We start from the raw sequence: 22450 nt of genomic DNA, 5'->3' as shown, positions 1-22450 counted from the left end.
ACGCTCGCCGGCGGCACCCACGTCTGGGAACGCCTGTTCCACGACCCCACCACGGGTGTCACGGTGTCGACCGACTCATATCGGGTCCCGTCCGGGATGCGACGTTTCCTGCAAGCCCGTGACCAGCACTGCCGGTTCCCCGGATGCCGCGTCGCCGCGATCCGCTGCGAAGTGGATCACACTCACGACCATGCCCTCGGCGGACGGACGGAGCTCACCAACTTGGCTCATCTGTGCCAACGGCATCACTCCATGAAGCAGTTCACCGCGTGGAGGGTGCGACAACTGAAGGGTGGCGTCCTGGAATGGACCTCACCCCTCGGCAGGATCTACCGCGAAGACGCACCTATCCCCGCGGTCGCCTTCAGCCCTGCCGCACCACCACCTCCACCGCCGCCAATCGCACCAGTCGAACCCGCACCATTCTGACGCCCGCGGCGCGAACAAGCGCGTCCCCGCCGCGCACGCGTCCACCACAGCCCACTGCCTACACTCGACCAATGCCGATGTCCGACTACGTCGCCTCCCTCCGCGCGCGCATCGGCACGGACTTCCTGCTCCTTCCGGGCGTGACCGCCGTGATCCGCGACGGGCGCTGGATCGACCGCGTCACTGGCGACGTCCGCGACGATCTGTAGGGTGCCGCCATGACGACCGACATCCGCGACGACCGCACCGTCGTCCTCCTGCACGGCTGGCCGGGACTCCCCTCCGACTACGACGTGGTCACCGCCGACCTGACCGACCTCCGCACCCTCACCCCCGACATCCTCGGCATGGGGGCCGGGTTCGACGGCATCCCGAGCGTCGAGGCATCCACCGCCGAATCACACGCCGAACGCGTCCTCGCGCAGCTCGACGACGCCGGGATCACGAGCGGCGTCATCATCGTCGGCTACGACATCGGCAGCCGCATCGCCCAAGCCGCCCTCCGCGCAGACCCGAGCCGGTTCCGCGGCGCCGTCCTCACCCCCGCCTACCCGGGCATCGGCGACCGCGCCGCATCCCCCGCCCTCGCCTCCGTGTTCTGGTACCAGCACTTCCACCGCGACCCCGTCGCCACCCAGCTCATCGACGGCGACGAACGCGCCGTCCGCATCTACCTCACCCACACCTGGAACAGTTGGCGAGCGGATGCCGCACCCCCGCCGCACCTCGACGAGATCATCGCCGCCTACGCGCGGCCGGGCGCGTTCGCCGCCAGCCTGCAGTGGTACGTCGCCAACCGCGGCTACACCGCCGACACGGCCCCCATCACCGTTCCGACCACGATGCTGTGGCCCGGCGCCGACCCGCTGTTCCCGACCGACTGGGCCGACAAACTGCCCGACCACTTCACCGACGTCCGCCTCGACGTCATCCACGGATGCGGGCACTTCGTCCCCGTCGAGCTGCCCGACGCCGTCGTCCGCGCCATCCGCTCGCACCTCGACTGACCGCTCAGGTCGCCGCGAGCCGCGCCTTCTCGGCCTCGACGTCGAAATCCGCCGCCGGCCACTGCGGATCGATCCGCTCCAAGACCTCGATCAGCAACGCCTGCACCGCCAACCGCGCGTACCACTTGTGGTTCGCGGGCACCACGAACCACGGCGCACGATCCGTCGACGTCCGATCGAACACCGCCTGATAAGCGTCCATGTACGCCGGCCACAGCTCCCGCTCGTCTACGTCGCCGGGGTTGTACTTCCAGTGCTTGTCCGGACGCTCGAGCCGCTCCGTCAGACGCGCCTTCTGCTCATCGCCCGAGATGTGCAGCATGACCTTCACAAGGTGCACACCGCGCTCCGCCAACCGGTCCTCGAAGTCGACGATGGCGCCATACCGTCGCTCGATCTCCTCGGGAGCCGCGAGCTGCCGCACCCGACCGATCAGCACGTCCTCGTAATGCGACCGGTCGAACACCCCGATGTACCCGGGCTCGGGAACCTCCCGCTCGATCCGCCACAGGAAGTCGTGCGCCAGCTCCTCGGGCGTCGGCTTCTTGAACGCCTTCAGATGCACGCCCTGCGGATCCGTCGCCCCGATCACGTGCCGGACGATCCCGCCCTTGCCCGCCGAATCCATCGCCTGCAGCACGAGCAGCACCGACGGCGCATCCGACTGCGTGCGACTCTGCGCGTACAGCCGCTCCTGCAACTGATCGAACTCCTCCGCCGCGGCGGCGAGATCCGCCTGCCCCGACTTCTTGTCGCCGTCGTACCCGGGCGTCGACGCCGGGTCGACATCGGCAAGGCGGAACCCCGCCCCCACCCGCAACAGCGTCGACGGTGACCCGGTCCAGTGATCGTCAGCACTCATGCGGCACATCCTGCCCTGCCGGAGTCCTCCGCGCGACGGTCTTGCGGATGCCGCGGCTACCGCGTCAGCGGGACCTCGATGATCTGGCGCCCCCCGGCCGGCGAGGTCAACGCCTGGTCGAGCGCGCCCCGCGTCGTCACCCGGCGGTACTCCCACCCGTACGCGCGGGCGATCTCCTCGATCCGCGCCGTCTGCGGCGTGAACTGCACCCGGTCGAACGCCTCGGCACCGGCGACCCCGGCAACCTCGAGACCGTCGAAGATCGTCCCGCCGCCGTCGTTGCCGACGATGACCTGAATCCGCGGCTCCCCCTCGGCCGGAGGATGCAGCAGCGCCCCCACGTCGTGCAGGAACGCCAGGTCGCCCAGCAGCACCCGCGTGACTCCCGGCGTCGCACCGCGCTGCGAGGCAGCCGCGATCCCGAGTCCCGTCGCGACCGTGCCGTCGATGCCGGCGAGCCCGCGGTTCGCGTGCACCGGCACCTTCTTGCCGCCGAGGATCTCGTCGGCCACCCGGACCAGCCGCGACGATCCGAACAGCAGCCGGTCGTGCGGCCACGTGGCCCGCCACACGGCATCCACCAGAACCGCCCGATCGACGGGCGCGCGGATCGCGCCGAGCTCGGCCGAGATCGCCCCCAACCGCTCGGCCGGCACCGCCGACGACAGCGCATCGGCATCGGGCGCGGCGGGACTGAGGTCGACGATCTGCTCCCGCGACGCCCGCATCCACGCTCCGAGCCACTCCCGGTCCGCGGCCGCCGACGGAGCGGTCACGCCGTCCACGGCGACCGTCGTGCCGTTGAGGTTCAGCTGCTCGCCCGGACCGCGCACCGCGAGCACCTCGACGTCCGCGCGACTCAGCAGCCGAGCGACCTCGCGGCTCAGCGTCGGGTGCCCGAACACGACCGCCCGTTCGACGCGGCCGCCGAGCTCGGGGTCGGACAGCAGCCGCCGGTACCCGTGCACCAGGTGCCGACCGAAGCGCGCGCCACTCACGATCTCGGCGATGAGCGGGAACCCGCCCTCGTGCGCCAACTGCTCGGCATCCGTCCCCGCATCGGCGCCCGCGACGACGACCGTCCGCGGCCCCGGCTCGAGCACCACCGGCTCCGCACCGGCGACCTCGAGCGCCGCGCCGACGCCCCCGCCGCCCTGGTAATGGGCGCCCCACTCCGCCTCGGCGGTCTCGTCGGCGGCGTCCGCAGGGTCGGATGCCGCGACCACACCCGTCGACGACGGCAGCCACTCCGGCAGCGCACCGGCGAGCGGCTCGCGGAGCGGGACGTTGAGGTGCACGGGCCCGGCGACGCGGGATCCGGCGCCCGCCGCGGCATCCCACCCCTCGTCGGCGGCGGCGCGGAACGGCGCCACCTCGTCGCCGTCGATCGCGTCCGCAAGCGCCTCGGCGACCGGCAGGTCGGATTCGAGGCGCACGAAGCCCGAGAACATCCCCGGCTGGCGGGTGGCCTGGTTCGCGCCGACCCCGCGCAGCTCGGGCGGGCGGTCCGCGGTCAGCAGCAGCAGCGGCACACCGGAGTGGTGCGCTTCGAGCACGGCGGGAAGGAGGTTCGCGACCGCGGTGCCGGACGTGCAGATCACGGCCGCCGGCATCCGGTCCTCGCGTCCGATGCCGAGCGCGGTGAACCCGGCGACGCGCTCGTCGATGCGCACGTGCAGCCGGATGAGGCCGCGCGACTCGAGTTCGGCCGCGACCAGCGCGAGGGCCTGCGAGCGGGAGCCCGGCGAGAGGACGACGTGGCGCAGCCCGCGCTCGATCAACCGGCCGAGCAGCGCCGCCGCGGCGTCGGTCGCGGGCGCACGGCCGGATCCGTCGCGCGTCATGTCAGGAACGCGACCCGCGCGACTGCTCGTCGGAGTCGTCGTCCGCCGGCGGGTCGACGGGGCGCTCGCGCGGGTCGGGCGCCTCGGAGTCGAGGGCGGCGAGCTCCTCCTCGAGGCGGCGGATGCGCTCGTCCTGATCGCTCGTCGTGTTGAGGCGACCGAGGAAGTCGGGGTCGTCGTCGGGGGCGCGGAAGACCACCCGGTTCGACGACGCGCGGGAGCGACCAATGACGAACCAGAGGATGCCGCCCACGACCGGCAGCAGGATCACGATGAGCAGCCAGATCGGCTTGCTGACCCCGCGGTGACGGGTCGGAGACTGCACGGCGCAATCGACGATGCTGTAGACCCAGAACGCGGCCAGCAGCAGCGCCAGAACGAGGTACACGCGCGGCATTCCTCCATCCTAGGCGCGCGCTCGCGGCCCGAGGCGGCCGGGGCGAACCCCCGGGGCACGGCCGTAGAATGGCGGTATGCGTGTCCGGTCAGCCCTCGTCTACGCGCTGCTGCGGCTGCTCGCCTTCTTCGTCCCGTTCGGGATCATGATGCTCTTCCCGGTGCTGCGCGAGCAGTACTGGCTCGCGGCGATCTTCGCGGCCCTCATCGGACTGAGCCTCTCGATGCTCTTCCTGCGTCGCCCCCTCGACGAGGTCTCGACCGGCATCGCCGAGACCCGCGCGGCACGCAAGCGCGCCGAGAGCGACGAAGCCGTCGAGGACGCCGCGAACTGACGCTCAGGCGACGTACGCCCAGAGGATGAACGCGCTCCACGCGAGCGACGCGAGCGAGCTGAGCTGCAGCGCGACAATGAGCTCGCGCGGGGTGCGGTACGTCCAGACGATGAGCGTCGCCGACAGCGTCGCGAGCAGCACGATGAGCGACAGCCACGCCACCGGGTAGAAGACCGCCAGCACCGGCACGACCGCGAACGGCACGAGCATGAACACGGTGTAGAGCACCTGCGACGCCCGCTTGCCGATGAGCACGGTCAGCGTGCGCTTGCCGGCGACGCGGTCCTGATCGATGTCGCGCAGGTTGTTCGTCACGAGCACGCCGCACGCGAGGGCGCCGACAGCGATCGAGGGGACCCAGGACTCCTGCGGCACGGACCCCGCCTGCACGAACGTCGTCCCGATGACCGCGACGGGGCCGAAGAAGACGAAGACGAACAGCTCGCCGAGGCCGAAGTAGCCGTAGGGACGCTTGCCGCCGGTGTAGAACCACGCCGCGACGATGCAGACCGCGCCGACGGCGAGCAGCCACCAGAACTGCGTGCGGATAACGATCGCGAGGCCCGTGACGGCCGCGATCCCGAAGAAGAGGAGGGCAGCGATCAGGACGGCACGGGGGGCGACGCGTCCCGAGGCGGTGAGGCGGGTGGGGCCGACCCGGTGGTCGTCGGTGCCGCGGACGCCGTCGCTGTAGTCGTTCGCGAAATTGACCGCGATCTGCAGCGACACCGCCACCACGAGGCAGCACAGTGCGAGCACCCAGTGGAACCCGGCGCCGACGGCGATCGCCGCGCCCGTGCCGACGAGGATCGGGCTGATCGCGAGGGGCAGGGTGCGCAGCCGCGCGGCGCCGATCCAGTCGCGCGCCGTCACCGGGGCGGGCTTCGGCGGGGCGGACGAGACGCGCGCCTTCGCCGGGTTGCCGCGCGAACCGGAGCGCTTCGCGGCGGGCTTACGGGAGGTCTTTCGGGATGCGGCCACGAGCAAGGATCCTATTCGTCCTCCGCCAGCAGCCGCCGGAGCAGCGCCCGGTCGGGCTTGCCGCTCGTCGTCAGCGGGACGGCGTCGAGCACGAGCAGCTCGCGCGGTCGCGCCGGCGCGCCGATCGCCGCGGCGACGACCCGGCGCGCCTCCTCGAGCACGTCGGGCTCGGTCCGGTCGGCGAGCGCCGCCCGCGAGAGGACGACGACGGATGCCGCGCCCCACCGCTCGTCCGTCGTCGGTACGATCATGGCGGCCTCGAGTCCCGGCACGGTGCGCACGGCCTGCTCGACCCGGTCGAGCGAGACATTGACCCCGCCGGAGACGATGACGTTGTCGCGGCGCCCCGTCACCCGCAGCACGCCGTCCTCGACGGACCCGGTGTCGCCCGTGCGGTACCAGCGCGTCCCGTCCGCGTCGCGCACGAACACCTCGGCGGTGAGCTCGGGCTCGCCGAGGTAGCCGTCGGCGAGCGTCGGACCGCTCAGCTGCACCTCGCCGTCTGCGATCCGCACCTGCACCCCCTCGAGCGGCCGCCCGTCGTACACGCAGCCGCCGCTCGTCTCGGTCGACCCGTAGGTGCGGACGATCCGGGCGCCGAGGGCCGCGGCCCGTTCGGCGAGCGCGGGCGGCAGGGCCTGCCCGCCGACGAGCACGGCCTCGAACGAGGCGAACGCGCGGGCGACCGCGGCATCCCTCTCCCCCGCCTCGACCAGCGTCTGCACCTGCGCCGGCACGAGCGACGTGTACGTCGGGATGCGGCGCCCGTCCTCGCTGGCGGCCATCGCCGATGCGGCGGCGGTGAAGGTCTGCGCCGTGAACGAGCCCGCGAGGATCGCCGGGTCGCGCCCGGCGACGAGCGCGCGCACCATGACCTGCACGCCGGCGACGTAGGTCGCGGGCAGGGCGAGCAGCCAGGCGCCGCTGCCGATCCGCTCGGCGGTCGCGAGCGCCGACGAGGTCAGTGCCGACCGGCTGAGCGCGACCGACTTGGGGTAGCCCGTCGATCCGCTCGTCGTGACGACCACCGCGGTTCCGGCGGGCACCTCGTCCGGCAGGTCCGACGCGGCACCGAGCGCGACCGCGGGCCCCGCACCGAGCACCGCGGACCGCAGCGCGCGCAGCACGTCGCGGGGATCGGCGGAGTCGAGCGGGCGCAGCTGCATCGTGGGACTCAGAAGTGGTACGGGTACGGCGACCAGTCCGGGTCGCGCTTCTCGAGGAACGCGTCGCGGCCCTCGACGGCCTCGTCGGTGCCGTAGGCGAGCCGCGTCGCCTCGCCGGCGAACACCTGCTGGCCGACCATGCCGTCGTCGATCGCGTTGAACGCGAACTTCAGCATGCGGATCGCGGTCGGCGACTTGCCGAGGATGGTCCGGGCCATCGAGATCGCCTCGCGCTCGAGGTCGGCGTGCGGCACGACGCGGTTGACGGCGCCCATCTCGTACGCGCGCTGCGCCGAGTACTCCTCGGCGAGGAAGAACACCTCGCGCGCAACCTTCTGGCCGACCTGACGCGCCATGTACGCCGAGCCGTAGCCCGCGTCGAACGACCCGACATCCGCATCGGTCTGCTTGAACCTGCCGTGCTCGGCGCTGGCGATCGAGAGGTCGCAGACGATGTGCAGCGAGTGCCCGCCGCCGGCGGCCCAGCCGGGGATGACGGCGATGACGACCTTCGGCATGAACCGGATGAGGCGCTGCACCTCGAGGATGTGGAGGCGTCCTGCCCGCGCGGGGTCGTGGACCGCCCTCTCGTCATCGGAATACTTGTAGCCGTCGCGACCGCGGATGCGCTGGTCGCCGCCGGAGCAGAACGCCCAGCCGCCGTCCTTCGGGCTCGGGCCGTTGCCGGTCAGCAGCACGACGCCGATCCTCGGGTCCTGCCGCGCCGTGTCGAGGGCGCGGTACAGCTCGTCCACGGTGTGCGGGCGGAAGGCGTTGCGCACCTCGGGCCGGTCGAACGCGATGCGCGCGATCCGCCCGTCCGTCGAGACGTGCGCGGTGATGTCGGTGTAGGCCTCGGCGCCGGGCGCCGCGGTCCACTCCGCCGGGTCGAAGAGCTCGGAGACGGTCACCCGGCCAGCCTACGCGCGGGGCCGATCCGAGCGGATGCCGCCGGGCGTCACAGTCGCTGGGCGCCGCGCCGTGCGGCCCTACCCTGGAGCGGTGACGTTCCGCGCCCTCCCCGCCCTCGCCGCCGCCGTGCTGGCGCTCGCCCTGTCCGCCTGTGCGCCCGCCGCGCCGAACGCCGACCCCGGCTCGCCGTCGCCGACGGCGTCCGCCGCGGACTGCACCGCCGACTCCGGCGTGACCGTGATCGTCGACGGCGGCAACCTGCCCGGCGCCGATGGGATCGCGCTCGACACGTGCGTGCCCGCCGATGAGCCGATCGCCGCGACCGATGCCCTCGCCGCCGCCGGGGTGGAGCTCGAGGGGACGACCGAGTACGGCGACGAGATCGTCTGCCGCGTGAATGGACAGCCGTCGGCCGACGAGCCGGTCGGCTCGACCGAGGACCCCGACTACGTCGAGACCTGCGAGAGCATGCCCGCCGGCTTCGCGTACTGGGGCCTGTGGGTGCGCCCGTCCGCCGATGCGGAGTGGGGCTTCGCGCAGGAGGGCATCGCGACCCTGCAGCTCTCGCCCGGCGAGAGCCTCGAACTGCTCTTCTCGCTCGACGGCGAACCGGCGGCGCCGACGCCGTGACTGTCCGACCCGGACCGCTGCGGGCCGCGGCCGCCGTCGCGGCCGGGTTCGTCGTGGTCCGGGTGCTCTACCGCGTCCTGTTCGGCGGTGCCGACGGCAACGGGACGCTCCTCCTCGACCTGCCGTCCTGGCGCCTGCCCGCGCCGTTCGCGCACGTCGAGGTGCTCGGCCCGGTGACCGCCGGCGGGATCGCGGAGGCCGCGGCATCCGCGCTGCCCATCGCGGTGCCGCTCCTGATCGTCGGCGCGCTCGTCGCGGTGCTCGACGTGCCGCGACTTCTCGCGCGCGGCGCCCGTCGCGGCCCCGTGCAGGGCCTCGCCCGCGCCCTCGCGCTCGCGTGGGCGACGCTCCCGGCGCTGGCCGACGCGGTGCGCGCCGCGCGACGGGCCGCGCGCCTTCGCGGCGAGCGCGCCGGCGTGCGGCTGCTCACCCCGGTGCTCGAACGCACGCTCGAGCGGGCGGTCGCCCTCGGCACGGCGCTGGAGCTGCGCGGTTACGCCGGCGCGGGCGCGGTCGCGCAGGCCGACCCGGTCGTGCACCTCGACGATGCCGCGTGGGGCTTCGGCGACCGGACGGTCGCGGCCGTCGACCGGCTCGACCTGACCGCCGGCACGCTCACCCTCGTCGTCGGTCCCACGGGCGCCGGCAAGAGCACCCTCCTGCGGGGACTCGCCGGTCTGCACACGACGACCGACGGCGGGTGGAGCGCCGGGACGATCGACGTGGTCGGGATGCCGCGCGCAGCGCGCCTGCCGAGGGACACCGCCCGGTCGGTCGGGGTCGTGCTGCAGGACCCGCGTCAGGGGTTCGCCGCCGAGCGGGTCCGCGACGAGATCGGACTGGCGCTCGACCTGCGCGGCGCGGCGACCCCCGAGATCGATGCGCGGGTCGCCGAGGTCGCGGAGCGCGTCGGGGTGACGTCGCTCCTCGACCGCCGCGTGCGCGAGCTGTCGGCCGGCGAGGCGACCCTCGTCGCGATCGCGGCCGCGGTCGTCGACACCCCGGCGCTGCTGCTCGTCGACGAGCCGCTCGCGGATCTCGACACCGCCGCCCGCGCCCGGATCGTCGCGCTGCTCACGGATCTCGCCCGCCGGTCGGGCGTGTGCGTCGTCATCGCCGAGCACCGCGCGGACGAGTTCGCCGGCGTCGCGGACGGCGTCGTCGGCGTCGGGCGGCGGGAGGAGGTGCCGCTGCCCCGTTCGGGCGCGCGGCAGGTCGGGGCGACCGTCCTCGAGGCGCACGCGGTCACCGTCCGCCACGGCGCGCGGACCGTGGTCGACGGCGCGGACCTCCGCGTCGCGGCGGGCGAAATCGTCGCCGTGCAAGGACCGAACGGCGCGGGCAAGTCGAGCCTCCTCACGGCGCTCGCCCTCGGCGCGCCGGGAGTCAGGGCGACGGGTCGCGTCGCGCTCGTGCCCGACGCCTCGGACGACCTCTTCGTGCGCGACACGGTCGAGGCCGAGTGCCGTCATGCCGACCGTCGGGCCCGCACGACCGGCACCGCCGCGGTGTTCTTCGACCTGATCGGGGTGCCCGCGGAGTCCTCCGCGTCGACGGCGCTGAGCCGGCGGCATCCGCTCGATTTGTCCGCCGGCCAGCGACGGTGTCTCGCGATCGCGATCCAGTGCGCCCGGCGACCCGCGGCCCTGCTCGTCGACGAGCCGACGCGCGGCCTCGACCCCGCCGCCCGCGCGCTCGTCGCCGCGGCGCTCGTGCGCACCGCCGAGGCCGGCGCCGCCGTCGTGTTCGCGACGCACGACGCCGAGCTCGCGGGCGTGCTGGCCGATCGCGCGGTGCGGATCGACGGCGGCGTGCTGCGCCCGGGCGGTCTGCCGTCGGATCCGGCGATCGTCACCGGATCCGGATCGAACGTGCCCCCGGCATCCGCATCCCGCGACGTCGTCCGAATCCGCGAACAGCCGGATGCCGTACCGCGCAGCCCTCGCTCGCGCGGTCTCGTTCTGCTCGCCGCCAACCTGCTTGCGGCCGGTGCGTTCGCGTGGCCGCTCGTCGCCGCCGCGTTGCCGTCGCAGGCGCAGGCCGCGGCGCCCGTCATCGCCCTCGCGCTCGCCCCGCTCGCGGTCGTGCTCGTCGCGACGGCGGTCGACGCGTCGATCCGCTCGGCCCACACGCTGGCGCTGCTGGCGACGCTCGCCGCGATCGGCGGTGCGATCCGTCTCGCCTCGACGGGCGTCGGCGGCGTGGAGGCGCTGTTCGTGCTGCTGATCCTCGCGGGCCGCGCCTACGGCGCACGATTCGGGATGCTGCTGGGCGCCGCGTCGCTGCTGCTGTCGTCGCTCGTGTGGGGCGGGGTCGGGCCGTGGCTGCCGTTCCAGATGTTCGCGTGCGGCTGGGTCGCGGCGGGCGCCGCTCTCCTGCCGGTGCGGGTGCGGGGGCGCGGCGAAGTCGTCATGCTGGCGGGGTACGGGGTGATCGCGTCGTACCTGTTCGGCCTGGTCATGAACCTCTGGTTCTGGCCGTTCGCGGTCGGCGCGGGGACGTCGATCTCCTACGTCCCCGGCGCGCCGCTGACCGAGAACCTCGCGAGCTTCCTGCTGTACTCGCTCGTCACCTCGACGGCCGGCTGGGACACCGTGCGGGCCGTCACGACCGTCGTCGGCCTCGCTCTCGTGGGTCGTCCGCTACTGCGCTCGTTGCGGCGGGCGAAGCCGATGTCGCGCCCGGTCGCGCCCTCCGGGGCGCCCGAACCCGTCGCCGTCGTGCGAAGCTTGTAGGGCGGCTCTCACCCCCGACGAGCGCCGCGGAGGGACCCCGCATGAAGATCACGAGATCCTCCGATTGGCGGGACGCTCTTCCGTTCGAGACGCCCGTCCTCGCCGCCGACGCGGTGCCCGGCGAACCGACCCGCTGCGTGAGCTGCCCCGCCGGCAGCGAGCCGCGCGAGCGCACCGAACTGTGGGTCGTCAAGCACCGGCATCCGAACAATCACGCCGGCTTCGTGCGGTACTACTGCGCCGAGCACGCCCCGAAGACCGCCCCGCCGCCCCCGCCGTCGGTCGCCCGGCCCGGCAAGGCGCGCGGCACCGCCCCGAAGCCGCGCCCCGAGCGCACCGTCGCCCCGAAGCGCCCCGCGGCCTCGCTCGACGTCGTGCGCGCGATGTGCCCGGACTGCTTCGTCGAGGTCTCCGCGACCGGCGTCTGCGGAATGTGCGGCCAGCAGGTCGCCTGAGCCCGGGTCAGGGCTCGCCGGGCGCGGTGTTCGACAGCCACCACTCCTCGAGGTCGTCGACCGCCGCGAGCGACAGCAGACCCGAGCGGGTGGACGGGAGACCGATGATCTCACCCTCCTCGCCCTCGGCGGCGACGGAGAGGCTCCGGAACAGCAGGACGTCGGCGCCGTCGACGGTCAGTCGGAGGTGCGGCTCGTCGCCGTCGTACAGCTCCCATCGGCGACGGTCGTCGTCCGTCGATGTGGCGACGTCGTCGCACGCGGCGATCAGGCCCACGAACGGTGCAGCAGCGGCATCCGCCGCCGAGGGGAACCGCCAGGTCGACGCGGCATAGGCGAACTCCGCGCCGGTCGTCATGTCGACCCGCACGCGAGCCGAGGTCTGGCGGAGCGCCCCCGCCGCGAACATGTCATCGAGAGGTGCCGACAACGCCGGGGAGTCCCCGATCACGGGCGAGCAGACGGTCGTCGCGCTCTCTGAGGTCCCCTCCGGGACACACGCTCCCTCACCTCGCTCGTATCCCGCCAGGCTCCACTCCATCGACGCCACCTCATCGACGCCCGGCAACCCGTCCGTCGAGTCCGCGACCGGGAGATCGACGCTGCGTTCGCGCGTGCAGGATGCGGGCTCCGCGGGCGGGCGGTCGATCGTCCGTGTCGGCGTCGGCGACGTCTCGGATTCCAGCTCCGCCGTCGAGACGCACCCGGTGAAAGCGAGGAGGGCGACGGCGGCGATGACGGACAGCCCCCGGAACGGCCGCATGGTCACCCTCGAGGCTCGCGGCTCAACGCTGCGGCAGCCTGCGCCTGCCACCACTCCTCGGCCGCGTTCACGCTCGCTTCGGGGAGCAGCGACGATTCCGTGGCCGTCAGCCCCGCGTCCTCGCCCTCCGTGGTGACCGGCCGCGCGCTGCGGACGACGAAGACATCCCGGCCTTCGACCGACGCCACGACCGCAGGCTCGGCCCCTTCGAACACCCGCACGCGACCGTCGCCGGCCTGCGAGCCGTCGCACGCGGCGAGCGCGTCGAGGATCGGCGCTGCCTGAGCGTCTGCGGGCGTCGCGAACCGCCACGCCTGCATCCCGAGGATCATGTACTCCCCATCGGCCGTGCGCCCTTCGACATAGCCCGCGATCTGGCGCTCCGCTTCGGCGGCGAACATGTACTCGACGGGAGCGCTGGAGACGGCCCGCGACACGTCGTCGAGCGGGGCATCCGGCGCGGTGCAGGTCTCGACGGTGCCGACCGGCTGCGTGGAAACCGGCGCGCACGCGCCCTCACCCCTCACGAGGTCGTCGCCGCCCGCGAGCCACCCCGCCATCGGGTCCGCCGGCTCGATCACACCGAGCACCTCGTCGAGGTTGATGAGCATCGTCGTGTCGCCGGCCCACTCCGCGCACCGCGGCGGCTCGGCGACCTCCTCCGCCGCCGCGGCGGGTGTCCGCTCAGCGGTGGGCGCCGGGGTCTGCTCCGACTCGAGGCTCGAGGTGGAGACGCACCCGGTGAGCGCGACCGAGGCGAGCAGCACGAGCGCGAGGCGAAGGGGACGCATCCTCGCAGTATGCCGTGTCCGAGCCCCCGCCTACCGTCGGCACGGTGACGGAACCGGTGCGGTGGTGGTGGCAGCGCCGCCAGTTCTCGCGCGGCGTCGAGGTGCCCTACCCCGTCGGCACCTACCGGTCGGCGTGGGCCGCGTACCCCGAGCTCGTGCGGCAGTACCACCCCGACCTCAACGAGGGGATCTCGCTGTCCCAGATCCCGCCGGCGGCCGACGTGCTGCTGTGCTGGGAGTGTTCGGCCGGCCACCGGTTCGCGGCGACACCCACCGAGCAGCGCGAGCGGCCGGGACGCATCCGGCGGAGGTCGGCCTGGTGCCCGGAGTGCTCGGCCCTCGCGGCGCCGCGACCGGTCAAGGTCGTCGAGCGCGTCGATGCTGCTCAGGTGCTGGCCGCCGTGGAGCGCGCCAAGGCGGTGCGGATGCCGGTGGCCCCGGCTTCGGCGCCGCGTCCGAAGCGTGCGGTGCCGACCGTTTGCGAGAAGACCCCCGACCTGCCCGTGGGCGAGCCGTTCGTCAGCGCGTGCGCGCCGCGACCGGCATCCGCTGCCGAAGGGCGACTGCGCCTGCAGCTCACCAAAGCCCTGCTCTTCACCGAGGGGATGACGGCGGTGCGGGTGGGGCGGCCGTTCTTCCGGCACCGCGAGGTGTGGCCCGACATCCTGCTGCCCGAACTGCGAGTCGCGATCGAGTACGACACCCCGGGGCGCCACGGGCTCGAGCACGTGGGGAAGCGGGAGGCATCCGACCGGCGCAAGGATGCGCTGCTGCGCGCCGCCGGCTGGGAGGTCGTGCGGGTCCGCACCGGCGGGCTCGAGCCCCTGGGTCCGCACGACCTCGTCCTGCGGACCGCCGGCGCGAAGACGGTGCCGGCGATCCTCGACGCGCTGCGGGGGATCCGCGGCGACCTCGTCGTCGACGCCTACCGGCGGTGACTCAGATCGGCTGCTCCCAGCCGATCACCTGCGCGTTGCCGAGCGGCACCGCGCCCGGCGCGAGCACGTGCGGGATGCCGTGGAACCACGCTCCGCTCACGCCGCGCCGCACCATCTCCTCGAGCCACGCCCGGTTGGCCGCGGGGGCCTCGGTCGCCGTGACGAATGATGCCGGGTGGAACGCCGCCACCTCCGACGCGTCGATCGGATCCCCCGTCGAAGTGACCGTCCGATCGAGGGCGACGGTGCCCGCGGGCAGGTCGTCGACCGGAATCGCCCAGAACTCCGCGCGCGGAAGCTCCTTGCCGCGGACCTCCCGCCACGCCCGCCAGATCGCGTGCGGGTGCACCGGGCTGAGGAACACGACCTCGGTCCACGTGCGCGCGAGCCCCGGGATCTCCGTCGCCCGCAGCCGCTGCCGCTCCGGAGTGTCGTCGTACTTCGCCATCGCTCGCGCATACCCCGCCGGGTCGAGCGCAGCCAGATCGGATGCCGGGACGAGCGCGTCCCCGACGAGGTCGACCCGCTGGTGGAAGACGAACTTCACGACGCGGGGCGCACGCCGTCGAAGGGCGACAGAGTGATCCACTGGTCGTGGTCGAAGCTCAGATACAGGCAGAGAGGCGCGTCCTGGAGCATCGGGTCCCCCTCTGCATAGACCGGCGACGCGCAGTTGTCCGCGGTCGAGGCGACCCGGAGCTCTGACCCGTCGGTGAGGTCGCCCTTGATGACGGTCAACCCCGACACGAGGTACGCGTTGGCGGGGTATCCGTAGACGGCGCTGGTTCCGTCCGGCCGGACCGACTCGACCTCGACGACAAGGTCAGCGGCTTCGAGCCGGTCCTCGTCGGACGCGTAGGTCGCCCACGACACGCAGGTGACCGACTGTTCATCGCTCGGCGCGCACCCCGCGACGCCCGCCGCGAGTGCAACGAGCCCGACGACCGCCACCGCACGCCTCATGCCGACCCCCTCACCCGAGAGTTTCGCACCTGCGGCATCCGTCTCAGCCCAGCGCGACCGCCGTCCACGACACCGGGGGCAGCGTGATCGTAAGCGTGCCGCCGTCGAGGACGGCGGACTCGTTGGCGCGCGGCGCGACGCGCTCGCGATCGGCGAGCGTGTTCTTCGCGTAGACGTCGTCGTCCGAGAGCGTGTGCGTCTCGGCGATCGAGGTGGCCCCGAGGCCCGACACGTCGACGGTGACCTCGATCGACTCGGTCGTGCTGCGGTTGACGAGGAACACGGCGCTCCGGCCCGTGGCGTCGTCGTGCGTGGCGACGGCGTCGACGAGCGGCACCTCGCCGAACACGGCGGTCTCGTACGACGGCGCGTCGACGAGCACCCGCATCGCCTCGCCCTGCGCGAGGCGCGACGTGAGCGAGAACGGGAAGAACGTCGTCTGGCGCCAGGCCGGTCCGCCGGGCTCGGTCATGATCGGCGCAATGACGTTCACGAGCTGCGCGAGCGACGCGCTCGCGACGCGGTCGGCGTGCTTGAGCAGCGAGATCATGAGGCTGCCGAACACCACGGCATCCACCACCGAGTAGACGTCCTCGAGCAGTCGCGGCGCGACCGGCCAGTTGTCGATGCCGTCGATCTTCTCGACGTTCTCCCACCGCGAGAGGTACCAGACGTTCCACTCGTCGAACGAGATGTCGATCTTCTTCGACGACCGCTTGACGGCCGCGACGTGGTCGGCGGTCGCGACGACCGTCTCGATGAAGCGGTCCATGTCGACCGCCGAGGCGAGGAAGCTGCCGATGTCGCCGTCCTTCTCCTCGTAGTAGGCGTGGCACGAGATCAGGTCGACGTCGTCGTACGTGTGGGTGAGGACGACCCGCTCCCATTCGCCGAACGTCGGCATCGTCGCACCCGACGAGCCGCAGACGACGAGCTGGATCGACGGGTCGAGCTGCCGCATCCCCTTCGCCGTCCGCGACGCGAGCTTTCCGTAGTCCTCCGCGGAGCGGTGACCCAGCTGCCACGGGCCGTCCATCTCGTTGCCGAGGCACCACATGCGCACGTCGAAGGGCTCGGTCGCGCCGTTCGCGACGCGCTGGTCGCTGAGGGTCGTGCCCGAGCGGACGTTGCAGTACTCGAGCAGGTCGATCGCCTCGAGCGTGCCGCGCGTGCCGAGGTTCACGGCCATCATCAGGTCGCTGCCGACCTTGTCGAGCCACGACGAGAACTCGTGCAGGCCGACCTCGTTGGTCTCGGTCGAGTGCCAGGCCAGGTCGAGGCGGCGCGGGCGCTCGGTGACGGGACCGACCGAGTCCTCCCAGCGGAAGCCCGACACGAAGTTGCCGCCCGGGTAGCGGATCGTGTCGACCCCGAGCTCCTTGACGAGGTCGATGACGTCGGTGCGGAACCCCTCGGCATCCGCCGTCTCATGACCCGGCTCGAAGATGCCGTCGTAGATGTGCCGGCCGAGGTGCTCGACGAAGCCGCCGAAGATCTTGCGGCGGACCTCGCCGATGGGGGCTGCGGCGTCGACGATGAGGCGTGCGGAGGTCATGTAGGACTTTCTTGGTCAGACCGGTAAACGTTGTAATTCATGATGGCGGCGCGGATGCCGGGCGTCAAGGTCTCAGCCGGTCGTCAGCGCCTCGGCGCCGACTCCCGCACGCGCACCTCGAAGGGTGCCGACACCACGCGCGCCTCGCCCGCGGCATCCCCCACCCGGCCCAGCAGCGTGTCGACCGCGGTCTGCGCGATCCACCGCCGACCCGGGTCGATCGTCGTGAGCGACGGGATCGCGTACGCCGCCTCGTCGAGGTCGTCGAACCCGACGACGGCCACCTCGTCGGGCACGCGTCGCCCCGCTTCCTGCAGCGCGCGGATCGCGCCGAGCGCGAGGGTGTCGTTCAGCCCGAACACCGCGTCGAAGTCCACGCCGCGCGCGAGGAGCCCCCGGACGGCGTCTGCGCCGCCCGCACGGTCCCAGAACCGCGTCGCGACGATCAGGTCCGGATCGTGAGCGACGCCCGCGTCGGCGAGCGCGACGCGGTGGCCCCGCAGGCGCAGCCCTGCCGCGCCGTCGCCGTCGTGCGCGCCGAGGACGGCGATGCGCCGGCGTCCGGCCGCGAGCAGATGCTCCGTCGCGGCCCGCGCCGCGTCGACGTTCTGCATCGTCACGTGGTCGACGGGCGCGTCGTACACCCGCTCGCCGAGCAGCACCGTCGGATACGTCCGCGGGCGGTCGGCGAGGTCGGATGCCTCCAGGCCCAGCGGACTGAGGATGAGGCCGTCGGTCAGCCCGAGCCGGGGACTGCGCAGCAGCTCGCGTTCCCGATCGCGCTCTCCGCCGGTCTGCTCGACGAGCACGACGACACCGCGCTCCTCGGCGCGGGCGATGACCATTCCGGCGAGCTCGGCGAAGTAACTGAACGACAGATCCGGCACAGCCAGCGCGATCACCCCGGTCCGCCCGTTGCGCAGGTTCCGCGCCGTCAGGTTCGGGGTGTACCCGAGCGCCGCGATCGCCTGCTGCACCTTCTCCCGCGTCGACGCCCGCACGTGCGGGTGGCCGTTGATGACGTTCGACACCGTCTTGATCGAGACGCCGGCCAGCCGCGCCACGTCGTGCACCGTCGGTGTCATCCGCCCTCCCGGCGTCACTGTACAGCGCAGCGCAACCCCTCCGTCGTCGGCGGTCGCGGTGCCTAGGCTGACGCCATGACCTCGACAGCCAAGAGCGCGGCCCACGACGCCAAGAACAGCCGGGCGGTCCATGTCCTCGCCCGGGCGGGCTTCGCCGCGAGCGGGATCGTCCACATCCTCATCGGCGTCATCGCGATCTCGATCGCCCTCGGCGGCGCCGGTGGGCAGGAGGCCGACCAGTCGGGCGCCCTCGCGCAGCTCGCCGCAGCCCCCGGTGGCATCTTCCTGCTGTGGGCCGTGACGATCGGGCTGGCCGCCCTCGGGCTGTGGCATCTGCTGAGCGCCGTCCTCGACCGCAGCGCCGACTCCGGCAAGGACCGCGCCGTGCACATCGTCAAGAACGGCGCGAAGGGGCTCGTCTACCTCGCCCTCGCCGTCACGGCGGGCACGTTCGCCGCCGGCGGGTCGTCGAGCTCGTCAGGCTCGACGACCTCGCTCACCGCGGGCCTGCTCTCGACGCCCGGCGGTGTGTTCGTCGTCGTCGCCATCGGGATCGTGCTGATCGCCATCGCGGGGTACCTCGTGGTCAAGGGCGTCACGCGACGCTTCGAGCGCGACCTGAGCATGCCGGGCGGGACCGCGGGCCGCGGCGTGCGGATCCTCGGCACCGTCGGCTACATCGCGCGCGGCATCGCGATGGCGGGTGTCGGCGTCCTGTTCCTCTTCGCCGCGGCGACCAACGACCCCGAGAAGTCCAGTGGACTCGACGGAGCCCTGCGCACGATCGCCGACCTCCCCGCCGGCAAGATCCTGCTCGTCCTCGTGGGCGCCGGCTGGATCGCGTACGGCGTCTACGCCTTCTTCCGCGCCCGCTACACGCGACTCTGAGGCGTCACACCGAGAAGTACTTCGCCTCGGGGTGGTGGAACACGAAGGCATCCGTCGACTGCTCGGGATGCAGCTGCAGTTCCTCGCTGAGCTCGACCCCCATCCGCTCGGGATGCAAGAGCTCGACGACCTTGCGCCGGTCCTCCATGTCGGGGCACGCCGGGTACCCCAGCGAGAAGCGCGCGCCGCGGTACTCGAGCTTGAAGAGGCCGGCCGTGTCGGCGGGATCCTCGCCGGCGAAGCCGAGCTCGGCGCGGATGCGGGCGTGCCAGAACTCCGCGAGCGCCTCGGTCAGCTGCATCACGAGCCCGTTGAGCTCGTAGTAGTCGCGGTACCGGTCCTCGGCGAACAACTTCGCGGTGACCTGGTCGATCCGGGCGCCCGCCGTCACGAGCTGCACGGGCAACACGTCCACCTGCCCCGACTCGCGGGAGCGCACGAAGTCCGCGAGGCAGAGGTGCCGGTCGCGGCGCTGGCGCGGGAACGAGAACCGGAGCCGCTCGGTGCCGACCTCGCCCCCGGATCCGCCGTCGGGCGCGAGCAGCCCCGGCACGCCGAGGCGACCGGCGGCATCCGCGCCGTGGTGCAGCACGACGACGTCGTCGCCCTCGCTGACGACGGGGAAGTAGCCGTAGGCGACCGATGCGTCGAGCATGCCCTCGGCGAGGATGCGGTCGAGCCAGTACCGCAGCCGCGGCCGCCCCTCGGTCTCGACGAGCTGCTCGTACGTGAGGCCGTCGTCGCCGCGCCCGGGTTTGAGCCCCCACTGCCCCATGAACGTCGCGCGTTCGTCGAGGAAGGCGGCGTAGTCGGCGAGCGCGACACCGCGCACGATCCGGGTGCCCCAGAATGGCGGGGCCGGGACGGGGTTGTCGGATGCCGCGTCCGACCGCCCGGGCATCGCCTCGGGCTCGGTCAGGGTGAGCTTCGACCCCGCCGAGTGGATGCGCTTCTTCAGCGGCGGGAGACCGACGGATGCCGGGTCCGCCCCGCGCGCGATCTTCACGAGGGGCTCCATGAGCGCGAGGCCCTCGAAGGCGTCCTTCGCGTAGCGGACCTCGCCCGGGAAGATCCCGGCGAGGTCGTCCTCAACGTACGCGCGGGTCAGCGCCGCGCCGCCGAGGATCACGGGCCACCGGCCGGCGAGCCCGCGCGACGCGAGCTCCTCGAGGTTCTCCTTCATGACGACCGTGGACTTCACGAGCAGGCCGCTCATGCCGATGACGTCGGCGTCGTGCTCCTCGGCGGCGGCGATGATGTCGGCGATGGGCTGCTTGATGCCGAGGTTCACGACGGTGTAGCCGTTGTTGGTCAGGATGATGTCGACGAGGTTCTTGCCGATGTCGTGCACGTCGCCGCGGACGGTCGCGAGCACGATCGTGCCCTTGCCCGACGCACCGGTGCGCTCCATGTGCGGCTCGAGGAGCGCGACCGCCGTCTTCATGACCTCGGCGGACTGCAGCACGAACGGCAGTTGCATCTGGCCCGCGCCGAACCGCTCGCCGACGACCTTCATGCCCTCCAGCAGGTGGTCGTTGATGATCTCGAGCGGGGCGATGCCGACCTCGCGCGCGAGGTCGAGGTCGGCCTCGAGGCCCTTGAGCTCGCCGTCGATGATGCGGCGCTCGAGCCGCTCCCCCACGGGCAGGGCGGCGAGCTCGGCGGCGCGCTGATCGCGCAGGGCGGCCGTGTCGACCCCGGCGAACATGTCGAGCATGACGGCGAGCGGGTCGTAGGTGACGTTCCCCTCGGCATCCGTCTCGCGCCGGTCCCACACGAGGTCGAGCGCGGCCTTCCGCTGCTCCTCGGGGATCGAGGCGAGCGGGACGATCTTGGCCGCATCGACGATCGCCGACGTGAGACCCGCCTGCGTCGCCTCGTGCAGGAAGACCGAGTTGAGCACCGACCGCGCCGCCGGGTTCAGCCCGAACGACACGTTCGAGACGCCGAGGGTCGTGTTGATGCCCGGGTACTTCTCGACGAGTCCGCGGATCGCCTCGATCGTCTCGATCGCGTCGCGCCGCGTCTCCTCCTGACCGGTCGCGATCGGGAAGGTGAGGCAGTCCACGACGATGTCCGAGACCCGCATCCCCCACTCGCCGACCAGCTCGTCGACGAGCCGCGACGCGATCCGCAGTTTGTCGAGTGCGGTGCGCGCCTGCCCCTGCTCGTCGATCGTGAGGGCGATGACGGCGCTGCCGTGCTCCTTCACGAGCGGCATGATCCGCCCGAACCGGCTGGTCGGCCCGTCGCCGTCCTCGTAGTTCACCGAGTTCACGACCGGACGCCCGCCGATCAGTTCGAGACCCGCCTGCAGGACGGCGGGCTCGGTCGAGTCGATGACGAGCGGAAGAGTGGATGCCGAGGCGAACCGCGACACGATCTCGCGCACGTCCGCTACCCCGTCGCGACCGACGTAGTCGACGCAGACGTCGAGCAGGTGCGCGCCGACGCGGATCTGGTTCCGCGCGATCTCGACGCAGTCGTCCCACCGCCCCTCGAGCATCGCCTCGCGGAACGCCTTCGACCCGTTCGCGTTCGTGCGCTCCCCGATCGCGAGGTAGGCGGTGTCCTGGTCGAACGGCACGTGCTGGTACAGCGACGCGACCCCCGGCTCGGTGACGGGCGACCGCGGTGCCGGCGCCGCGACCGGGCGCAGGCGCTCGACGACGGCGGCCATGTGCTCGGGGGTCGTGCCGCAGCATCCGCCGACCAGTCCCAACCCGAACTCGCGGACGAACTGCTCGTGCGCCGTCGCCAGCTCGTCGGGGGTGAGCGGGTAGTGCGCCCCGTCGGCGGTCAGCACCGGGAGTCCGGCGTTCGGCATGCACACGACCGGCACCGTCGCGTGCTTCGACAGGTGCCGCAGGTGCTCGCTCATCTCGGTGGGACCGGTCGCGCAGTTGAGACCGATCGCGTCGACACCGAGGGGCTCGAGCGCCGTGAGCGCCGCACCGATCTCCGACCCCATGAGCATCGTGCCGGTCGTCTCGACCGTCACCTCGACGAGGATCGGCAGACGGATGCCGCGACTCACGATCGCCTGCTTGCAACCGTTGACGGCGGCCTTGGTCTGCAGGAGGTCCTGCGACGTCTCGATCAACAGTGCGTCGGCGCCGCCGTCGATGAGACCCTCCGCCTGCAGCGCGAACGTCTGCTTGAGGTGGTCGTAGGTCGTGTGACCGAGGCTCGGGAGCTTCGTGCCGGGGCCCAGGGATCCGAGCACCCAGCGGAGGCGGCCGTCGCGCGCCTCGGCGGCGTCGACGCGTTCCCGCGCGATGCGCGCCCCGGCGGCGGCGAGCTCGTGGATGCGGTCGTCGATGCCGTAGTCCGACAGGTTCGACCAGTTCGCCCCGAACGTGTTGGTCTCGATGGCGTCGATCCCGGTGGCGAGGTACTCGTCGTGGATGGCGGCGATCATGTCGGGGCGCGAGACGTTGAGGATCTCGTTGCAGCCCTCGAGCTGCCGGTAGTCCTCGAGCGTCGGGTCGTGCCGCTGCAGCATCGTGCCCATCGCGCCGTCGGCGATCACGACCCGCCCGGCGAGCGCGTCCAGCAGCGCCTGCGCCCGGGCGGGGCGCGGGACGGACTCGACGTCGAGCGGGTGACGGAGGGCGAGGGGGCTGCTCACCCGCGCGAGTCTACTTCCGGCGCGGCGTCGCGGACCCGCCCGCCGACCGCGGGCGTCACGACCGCGACGAGGGCCAGGATGGGG

Annotated in this window: 22 protein-coding genes; 9 read left to right on the top strand and 13 right to left on the bottom strand. The window is 72.7% G+C overall.

Going from position 1 to position 22450, the window contains the following annotated elements:
• From AYL44_RS14820 to AYL44_RS14305, 3 genes are all read left to right on the top strand, one after another.
• On the top strand, positions 1 to 429 hold a 429-nt coding region (locus AYL44_RS14820; protein WP_231872820.1), incomplete at its 5' end, for an HNH endonuclease.
• Between the two features lie 71 nt (positions 430 to 500).
• Positions 501 to 638 (top strand): hypothetical protein, encoded by a 138-nt coding sequence (locus tag AYL44_RS14485; RefSeq protein WP_231872819.1) that lies wholly within the window; start codon positions 501 to 503, stop codon positions 636 to 638.
• Positions 639 to 647: 9 nt separating this feature from the next.
• Positions 648 to 1436, top strand: a complete 789-nt coding sequence (locus AYL44_RS14305; RefSeq protein ID WP_064003936.1) for an alpha/beta fold hydrolase — start codon at positions 648 to 650, stop codon at positions 1434 to 1436.
• A 4-nt stretch (positions 1437 to 1440) separates the two neighbouring features.
• Here the strand turns inward: AYL44_RS14305 and AYL44_RS14300 are convergent, their stop codons facing one another.
• The 3 genes from AYL44_RS14300 to AYL44_RS14290 are packed head-to-tail and all read right to left on the bottom strand — an operon-like array spanning position 1441 to position 4539.
• A complete protein-coding gene (locus AYL44_RS14300; RefSeq protein WP_064003935.1) occupies positions 1441 to 2298 on the bottom strand; it encodes a PPK2 family polyphosphate kinase in 858 nt (285 codons plus the stop codon).
• Positions 2299 to 2354: 56 nt separating this feature from the next.
• The gene (menD, locus tag AYL44_RS14295) at positions 2355 to 4142 is read right to left on the bottom strand and encodes a 2-succinyl-5-enolpyruvyl-6-hydroxy-3-cyclohexene-1-carboxylic-acid synthase (RefSeq protein WP_064003934.1); all 1788 of its coding nucleotides are present in this window, start codon (positions 4140 to 4142) and stop codon (positions 2355 to 2357) included.
• A gap of 1 nt (position 4143) precedes the next feature.
• Positions 4144 to 4539 (bottom strand): PLD nuclease N-terminal domain-containing protein, encoded by a 396-nt coding sequence (locus AYL44_RS14290; RefSeq protein ID WP_064003933.1) that lies wholly within the window; start codon positions 4537 to 4539, stop codon positions 4144 to 4146.
• 76 nt (positions 4540 to 4615) lie between these two features.
• Here AYL44_RS14290 and AYL44_RS14285 point away from each other — a divergent pair, with 76 nt between their 5' ends.
• The gene (locus tag AYL44_RS14285) at positions 4616 to 4873 is read left to right on the top strand and encodes a DUF4229 domain-containing protein (RefSeq protein WP_064003932.1); all 258 of its coding nucleotides are present in this window, start codon (positions 4616 to 4618) and stop codon (positions 4871 to 4873) included.
• 3 nt (positions 4874 to 4876) lie between these two features.
• Here AYL44_RS14285 and AYL44_RS14280 read toward each other — a convergent pair whose 3' ends face one another.
• From AYL44_RS14280 to AYL44_RS14270, 3 genes are read right to left on the bottom strand one after another with little or no spacing between them, the layout of a single operon-like run.
• Positions 4877 to 5854 (bottom strand): 1,4-dihydroxy-2-naphthoate polyprenyltransferase, encoded by a 978-nt coding sequence (locus AYL44_RS14280; RefSeq protein ID WP_064003931.1) that lies wholly within the window; start codon positions 5852 to 5854, stop codon positions 4877 to 4879.
• 11 nt (positions 5855 to 5865) lie between these two features.
• Positions 5866 to 7020, bottom strand: a complete 1155-nt coding sequence (locus AYL44_RS14275) for an AMP-binding protein (protein WP_064003930.1) — start codon at positions 7018 to 7020, stop codon at positions 5866 to 5868.
• An 8-nt stretch (positions 7021 to 7028) separates the two neighbouring features.
• A complete protein-coding gene (locus tag AYL44_RS14270) occupies positions 7029 to 7931 on the bottom strand; it encodes a 1,4-dihydroxy-2-naphthoyl-CoA synthase (protein ID WP_064003929.1) in 903 nt (300 codons plus the stop codon).
• A gap of 91 nt (positions 7932 to 8022) precedes the next feature.
• Here AYL44_RS14270 and AYL44_RS14265 point away from each other — a divergent pair, with 91 nt between their 5' ends.
• From AYL44_RS14265 to AYL44_RS14255, 3 genes are read left to right on the top strand one after another with little or no spacing between them, the layout of a single operon-like run.
• A complete protein-coding gene (locus AYL44_RS14265) occupies positions 8023 to 8562 on the top strand; it encodes a hypothetical protein (RefSeq protein ID WP_064003928.1) in 540 nt (179 codons plus the stop codon).
• Positions 8559 to 11297, top strand: a complete 2739-nt coding sequence (locus AYL44_RS14260) for an ATP-binding cassette domain-containing protein (RefSeq protein ID WP_064003927.1) — start codon at positions 8559 to 8561, stop codon at positions 11295 to 11297. The genes AYL44_RS14265 and AYL44_RS14260 overlap by 4 nt, the downstream gene beginning before the upstream one ends.
• 41 nt (positions 11298 to 11338) lie before the next feature.
• The gene (locus AYL44_RS14255; protein ID WP_064003926.1) at positions 11339 to 11752 is read left to right on the top strand and encodes a hypothetical protein; all 414 of its coding nucleotides are present in this window, start codon (positions 11339 to 11341) and stop codon (positions 11750 to 11752) included.
• Positions 11753 to 11759: 7 nt separating this feature from the next.
• Here the strand turns inward: AYL44_RS14255 and AYL44_RS14250 are convergent, their stop codons facing one another.
• Together AYL44_RS14250 and AYL44_RS14245 are read right to left on the bottom strand one after the other, a co-directional pair.
• On the bottom strand, positions 11760 to 12515 hold the full coding sequence (locus tag AYL44_RS14250; RefSeq protein WP_157532705.1) for a hypothetical protein: 756 nt from the start codon (positions 12513 to 12515) through the stop codon (positions 11760 to 11762).
• Positions 12516 to 12517: 2 nt separating this feature from the next.
• A complete protein-coding gene (locus tag AYL44_RS14245) occupies positions 12518 to 13306 on the bottom strand; it encodes a hypothetical protein (RefSeq protein ID WP_157532693.1) in 789 nt (262 codons plus the stop codon).
• A gap of 44 nt (positions 13307 to 13350) precedes the next feature.
• Here AYL44_RS14245 and AYL44_RS14240 point away from each other — a divergent pair, with 44 nt between their 5' ends.
• Positions 13351 to 14244, top strand: coding sequence for a zinc-ribbon domain-containing protein (locus AYL44_RS14240; RefSeq protein ID WP_064003924.1), 894 nt, complete (start codon positions 13351 to 13353; stop codon positions 14242 to 14244).
• Between the two features lies 1 nt (position 14245).
• Here the strand turns inward: AYL44_RS14240 and AYL44_RS14235 are convergent, their stop codons facing one another.
• The 4 genes from AYL44_RS14235 to AYL44_RS14220 all read right to left on the bottom strand — a co-directional run bounded on the left by AYL44_RS14235 (position 14246) and on the right by AYL44_RS14220 (position 17847).
• Positions 14246 to 14791: a hypothetical protein gene (locus AYL44_RS14235; protein WP_064003923.1), complete on the bottom strand. Its 546-nt coding sequence runs from the start codon at positions 14789 to 14791 to the stop codon at positions 14246 to 14248.
• Positions 14788 to 15207: a hypothetical protein gene (locus AYL44_RS14230; protein WP_064003922.1), complete on the bottom strand. Its 420-nt coding sequence runs from the start codon at positions 15205 to 15207 to the stop codon at positions 14788 to 14790. Before AYL44_RS14230 ends, AYL44_RS14235 begins: the two co-directional genes overlap by 4 nt.
• 43 nt (positions 15208 to 15250) lie before the next feature.
• Positions 15251 to 16762: an alpha-N-arabinofuranosidase gene (locus AYL44_RS14225; protein WP_064003921.1), complete on the bottom strand. Its 1512-nt coding sequence runs from the start codon at positions 16760 to 16762 to the stop codon at positions 15251 to 15253.
• 83 nt (positions 16763 to 16845) lie between these two features.
• Entirely contained in the window at positions 16846 to 17847 is a 1002-nt protein-coding gene (locus AYL44_RS14220) for a LacI family DNA-binding transcriptional regulator (RefSeq protein ID WP_064003920.1), read from the bottom strand.
• Positions 17848 to 17922: 75 nt separating this feature from the next.
• Here AYL44_RS14220 and AYL44_RS14215 point away from each other — a divergent pair, with 75 nt between their 5' ends.
• Complete coding sequence (locus AYL44_RS14215) at positions 17923 to 18735, top strand: DUF1206 domain-containing protein (protein WP_064003919.1); 813 nt, start codon at positions 17923 to 17925, stop codon at positions 18733 to 18735.
• Positions 18736 to 18739: 4 nt separating this feature from the next.
• Here AYL44_RS14215 and metH read toward each other — a convergent pair whose 3' ends face one another.
• On the bottom strand, positions 18740 to 22366 hold the full coding sequence (gene metH / locus AYL44_RS14210; RefSeq protein WP_064003918.1) for a methionine synthase: 3627 nt from the start codon (positions 22364 to 22366) through the stop codon (positions 18740 to 18742).
• Positions 22367 to 22450 lie beyond the last annotated feature (84 nt).

Origin of the sequence: Microbacterium oleivorans (assembly GCF_001644225.1) — a bacterium.
In the GTDB taxonomy this organism is placed as follows: Bacteria; Actinomycetota; Actinomycetes; order Actinomycetales; family Microbacteriaceae; genus Microbacterium; species Microbacterium gawkjiense.
This window is presented reverse-complemented; position numbering and strand designations above follow the sequence as displayed.

What these genes read in the sequence shown, in the direction of transcription:
- AYL44_RS14485 (WP_231872819.1), top strand. Translation starts at nt 501, where the DNA reads ATGCCGATGTCCGACTACGTCGCCTCCCTCCGCGCGCGCATCGGCACG.
- menD (WP_064003934.1), bottom strand. Translation starts at nt 4,142, where the DNA reads ATGACGCGCGACGGATCCGGCCGTGCGCCCGCGACCGACGCCGCGGCG.
- AYL44_RS14285 (WP_064003932.1), top strand. Translation starts at nt 4,616, where the DNA reads ATGCGTGTCCGGTCAGCCCTCGTCTACGCGCTGCTGCGGCTGCTCGCC.
- AYL44_RS14300 (WP_064003935.1), bottom strand. Translation starts at nt 2,298, where the DNA reads ATGAGTGCTGACGATCACTGGACCGGGTCACCGTCGACGCTGTTGCGG.
- AYL44_RS14225 (WP_064003921.1), bottom strand. Translation starts at nt 16,762, where the DNA reads ATGACCTCCGCACGCCTCATCGTCGACGCCGCAGCCCCCATCGGCGAG.
- AYL44_RS14255 (WP_064003926.1), top strand. Translation starts at nt 11,339, where the DNA reads ATGAAGATCACGAGATCCTCCGATTGGCGGGACGCTCTTCCGTTCGAG.
- AYL44_RS14245 (WP_157532693.1), bottom strand. Translation starts at nt 13,306, where the DNA reads ATGCGTCCCCTTCGCCTCGCGCTCGTGCTGCTCGCCTCGGTCGCGCTC.
- AYL44_RS14220 (WP_064003920.1), bottom strand. Translation starts at nt 17,847, where the DNA reads ATGACACCGACGGTGCACGACGTGGCGCGGCTGGCCGGCGTCTCGATC.
- AYL44_RS14305 (WP_064003936.1), top strand. Translation starts at nt 648, where the DNA reads ATGACGACCGACATCCGCGACGACCGCACCGTCGTCCTCCTGCACGGC.
- AYL44_RS14215 (WP_064003919.1), top strand. Translation starts at nt 17,923, where the DNA reads ATGACCTCGACAGCCAAGAGCGCGGCCCACGACGCCAAGAACAGCCGG.
- AYL44_RS14230 (WP_064003922.1), bottom strand. Translation starts at nt 15,207, where the DNA reads ATGAGGCGTGCGGTGGCGGTCGTCGGGCTCGTTGCACTCGCGGCGGGC.
- AYL44_RS14290 (WP_064003933.1), bottom strand. Translation starts at nt 4,539, where the DNA reads ATGCCGCGCGTGTACCTCGTTCTGGCGCTGCTGCTGGCCGCGTTCTGG.
- AYL44_RS14250 (WP_157532705.1), bottom strand. Translation starts at nt 12,515, where the DNA reads ATGCGGCCGTTCCGGGGGCTGTCCGTCATCGCCGCCGTCGCCCTCCTC.
- AYL44_RS14275 (WP_064003930.1), bottom strand. Translation starts at nt 7,020, where the DNA reads ATGCAGCTGCGCCCGCTCGACTCCGCCGATCCCCGCGACGTGCTGCGC.